This is a genomic window from Brachyspira sp. G79 (genome assembly GCF_002379365.1).
In the GTDB taxonomy this organism is placed as follows: Bacteria; Spirochaetota; Brachyspiria; order Brachyspirales; family Brachyspiraceae; genus Brachyspira.
Genome location: NZ_JQIU01000008.1, coordinates 1,913,612 through 1,918,103 on the forward strand (window position 1 = coordinate 1,913,612; position 4,492 = coordinate 1,918,103).

Annotated in this window: 3 protein-coding genes and 2 pseudogenes; all 5 read left to right on the forward strand. The window is 27.2% G+C overall.

Annotated elements, in window-relative coordinates:
- A pseudogene (locus tag KQ44_RS09835) lies at nucleotides 1-602 on the forward strand (hypothetical protein); the annotation flags it as partial.
- Between the two features lie 197 nt (nucleotides 603-799).
- Nucleotides 800-2,186 (forward strand): annotated as a pseudogene (locus KQ44_RS09840) (MATE family efflux transporter).
- A gap of 92 nt (nucleotides 2,187-2,278) precedes the next feature.
- Nucleotides 2,279-2,791, forward strand: a complete 513-nt coding sequence (locus KQ44_RS09845; protein WP_096737248.1) for an adenine phosphoribosyltransferase — start codon at nucleotides 2,279-2,281, stop codon at nucleotides 2,789-2,791.
- 99 nt (nucleotides 2,792-2,890) lie between these two features.
- Nucleotides 2,891-3,157, forward strand: a complete 267-nt coding sequence (locus KQ44_RS09850) for a co-chaperone GroES (RefSeq protein WP_013114097.1) — start codon at nucleotides 2,891-2,893, stop codon at nucleotides 3,155-3,157.
- A gap of 247 nt (nucleotides 3,158-3,404) precedes the next feature.
- Nucleotides 3,405-4,492 (forward strand): hypothetical protein (locus KQ44_RS09855; RefSeq protein WP_096737249.1); only part of this gene is annotated, 1,088 nt, incomplete at its 3' end.

Consider the following 4,492-nt stretch of genomic DNA (forward strand, 5'->3'; position numbering starts at 1 on the left):
GGCAATTAGAAGATAATAAAATCTTAAGAGGAAATATTGATTATATTATAAAGTATTCTTTGGAAGAAATTAATAGTGCAGAAGAGATAAAACAAAACTTCTGTAATACTTTTAGTAAGTATAAAGATATATTTGAAACCTGTTTTAATGAAGAAAAAGTTCCAAGAGGTATTTTAATAAGGTCATTATTAACTTTTGCTAAACCAGTTAAGAGAGAAGAAAGTCATTTTTTTCAATCGCATGCTCTATATGATAATTGGAGTAAGACTTATAATGTACATAAAGTTTCTTTGTGTAGAGATACAGATGATTTACATGATTCATTTCAAAATAAAAAAAGAGATAAATATGAAACTAACCCATACTATAAAACATTGTTTGATAAAATCATAAAAAATCCAAATAATGAAATAAAAGATATATTAGAAAAAATAATAGAAGATTTTAAAGATGAACATAAAGAAAATCCTTTCTATAAAATAATAAAAGATGAAAATTATATAAAACATTTTGGATACATAGCATACGATATTAATAAAAGTGAAAAAATAATCTATGTAATTAGCAGTGATAACTTTCGTTCTTATCATCGAGAATATTAAAATAAAAAATAATTTATAAAAATACAAGAAGGAGTTTAACTTAAATTAAAAGCTAAGCTCCTTTTTTAATACAAAATAAAAAATATCATATTTCAATAAAAAAGCCTATTGACTTTATTTTTTTATGCATATAAGATTTTTCCTTGTGTCTTGAAATTTTACTTTTTATACAATTATTACAAAATTAGAGGTATTTTATAATGAATAACAAAATGCATGAGCTTACAGAAGGTAATGTTAATAAAGGATTAATAAAGCTTGTTATACCAATGATACTGGGCAATCTATTAAATATAGCATACAATATAGTAGATACCATATGGATTGGGCAGATGGTAGGACCTAAAGGACTTGGAGCTATTGCTGTGAGTTTTCCTATTATATTAATACTTTTAGCTATAGCTTCTGGAGTAACTGTAGCTGCTAATGTATTAATAGGGCAGTATTTTGGGGCTAATGATGAAGATTCTGTAGTATATGTTTCTAAAGTTGCTACTACAATTAGTTTGATAACTTCTTTGAGCTTAGCAATTATAGGATATATATTTGCCCCTGCTATGATGAGATTTTTAAATACCGCAGACAGCATTATGGAATATTCTGTAAGCTATTTTAGAATAAGCATGATAGGTTTTCCTTTTATGTTTTATTATTTTTTGGTATCTGCTTTGCTTAGAGGAACAGGAGATACTGTAAGACCATTAATATTTTTGGCTATAGCTTCTGTACTAAATTTGATACTAGACCCTATTATGATAAAAGGACTAGGACCAATTCCAGCTATGGGATTAAATGGAGCTGCTTATGCAACAGCTTTTTCTCAGTTTGTTTCTGTGGCTGTAAGTATGATATATTTGAAAATAAAAAACAGTATTGTAAAGGCTAATCCTTTTAATTTGGTATTTGATTTTAATATTACAAAACTCATGTTTAAAATAGGGCTTCCATTTGCCGCTATGCAGCTCATAGTATCTGTAAGCTGGCTATTATTAAATAGGCTCATCAACACATACGGAGAATCAGCTTCTGCTTCGGTTGCTGTATCTATGAGAGTAGACTCATTATCTTTTTTACCGCTTTTAGCATTATCAGCAGGTATTGCTACTATGACTGCACAAAATATAGGTGCTGGTAAGATGGAAAGAGTTAAGGAAATATATAAAGCAGGCATAAAACTTTCTGTAGGAATATCAGCTTTTATGGCACTTTTTTCTGTATTATTTCCAGAAATCATTGTGAGAATGTTTACAGATGATATGAGCGTTTTGAAATATACAAAAAGCTATATATATGTAGTAATGCCTTCTATAATAATGCTTGCTGTAATGTTTTCTTCTAACGGCGTCATTAATGGAGCAGGAAAAACTTTCATGCTTATGCTGTTTGCTTTTTTTGCCCATATAATAATAAGAGTACCATTGGCCTATATAATATCTCCGAAAATGGAATTATGGGGTATATGGACAGCTATGGCTATAAGTAATTTCTTTAGCATGAGCCTTAGTTTAATATATTATTTCTCTAATAGATGGAAAAAAAGGTGCTAATATAGCATCGCATTCTGCTGCAGAGCATAATATTTAAACATATTTTAGTTTTTAATTGCTTTTTTTTATAAAAGTATTATAATCATAGATTGTGTTGTTTACATAATATTTATTATAACGAGGTGTTATATGGAATTAAAAAACTATATAAGAAACATTCAGGACTATCCTAAAGCAGGCATACTCTTTAGAGATATCACGACTTTACTTCAAAACAAAGATGCTTTTAAATACGCAATAGATAAAATGGCGGAACAAGTAGAAAACGAAAAAATAGACTATATAGTAGGAGCAGAAAGCAGAGGTTTTTTAATAGGTTCTGCATTAGCTTATAAAATGAATACAGGCTTTATACCAGTAAGAAAAAAAGGTAAACTTCCTTATAAAACAATATCAGAAGAATATGCCCTAGAGTATGGTACAGATACTTTATTTATGCATGAAGATGCTATTAAAAAAGGAGATAGAGTTTTAATAGTAGATGACTTAATAGCAACAGGCGGCACAGCACTTGCTATGATAAAAATGGCAGAAAAACTCGGCGGTATTGTAGCAGGTTCTTCCTTTTTAATAGAACTAAAAGAATTAAACGGAAGAAAAGAAATATCCAAATATCCTGTACATGTATTGATAGAGTATTAATATATTATTGACTTTTAATGATTTTTATTATAGAATATTATAAAAATTATTTAAGAAAAATTTTATCGAAATAAATACAATTAATAAGGAGAAAGGAATATGCCATCTATTAAACCATTAGCAGACAGAGTACTTTTAAAAGTATTAGAACAAGAAGAAAAAACTTCAAGCGGAATACTTCTTCCAGACACAGCTAAAGAAAAAACTCAAAAAGCAGAAGTTGTAGAAATAGGCGACAGTGAAGATATCAAAGTAAAAAAAGGCGACATCGTTATATATGATAAATATGCAGGCATTCAAATAAAAGAAGGCGATACTGAATATTTAATAGTAAAAAATGAAGAGATAGTTGCTCTTATAAAATAATTAATAGCTATATAAGAACGATAACTAAATAAAAGAACACTTATCTTAAAAAAAGATGGTGTTCTTTTTTTACTTATTTGCCTTTTATCATGTTATTATTATTGTTAATAAAACTTTTTTTCGTATCATAAAAAATTAATAAGGTTAAATAATATATAGTAAATTATATTATTTAATTTTATTAATTTGTTTCGATAATTATTATACAGATAATACATTTCATTCTTTAATCAGGAGATATTTTTTAATGCATAGATACTTTATCATCTTCCTTTTTTTAGCATTCAATATAGTATATGCACAAGAAAATACAAATAAAACTTCAGAATACACATTTATATACGAAAAAGAAAACACTTTTAATATATCAGACACCAATTCTTCTAATGAAGTATCAATAATGATAGAAAGAAGAGGGCTTCCTCTCGTAAACAGACTAGTGAGATTTACTTCTCTTAAACCTGATGTATTTGATTTTGAAATACATAATGATGTAAAGAACGAAGAGATATTATTAAAAGATTTAGAAGATGATAATAGTAATGAAGAAACTAATACTTCTACTACAAATACATCAGATATATACATTGTCCCTACTGATGAAAACGGAATAGCAAAAGCAAAGCTCAATCTAAAAGATAAAGGAAGCGGAGTAGTACTTATGCATATACTCTATGTAGGCTCTAGTGGAAACACTAATATATCATATGAAGAATATGCTTACGTTAATGTTACAGAAGACAGAACAGGAGGTATATCTTCAAAATTAATAAACGGAGATATAGAAAATTTAAATGCTAAAAGTTCAATTATAATGACTGTAACACTCTTTCCAAGTCTTTTTCTTGTATCAATAGCCTTAATATTAATAAGTTATTTCAGACATATATATGATGAATATAGAAATGCAAAGTCCAAAATAGTAATGTATACTTTTTTCGGATTTAGTTCTATTAAAAAGAATTTCAGATTGATGATATTTATTATACTTGCCGAATTAATTATTGCAGGCTGTTTTATGTTTTTAGACAGCTATATTTTCTCAGTGATTTTAATAGCATTCTTTATAGCAGGTTTTTTGGTAAAAAGAGAAAAAATGTATGCTATAGCATTTTTTATACTATCTTGTATTTCTATGATATATTTATACCTTGAAACATTTACAAGATATATGTCAATAGAATATATACTTAATAATAATGTAATGCAAAACCCTATATTTATATTCTTTTTATTTTTGTTTATTACGGCATTATCAGGAGGAATATATATACCTCTATGTTTATTAGTATTGTATAAAATAGCATTTATTACTAGTGATTTATCTTTGGCTGC

Excerpts from the sequence above, each read along its gene's own strand:
- KQ44_RS09845 (WP_096737248.1), top strand. The coding sequence starts at position 2,279 with ATGGAATTAAAAAACTATATAAGAAACATTCAGGACTATCCTAAAGCA.
- KQ44_RS09850 (WP_013114097.1), top strand. The coding sequence starts at position 2,891 with ATGCCATCTATTAAACCATTAGCAGACAGAGTACTTTTAAAAGTATTA.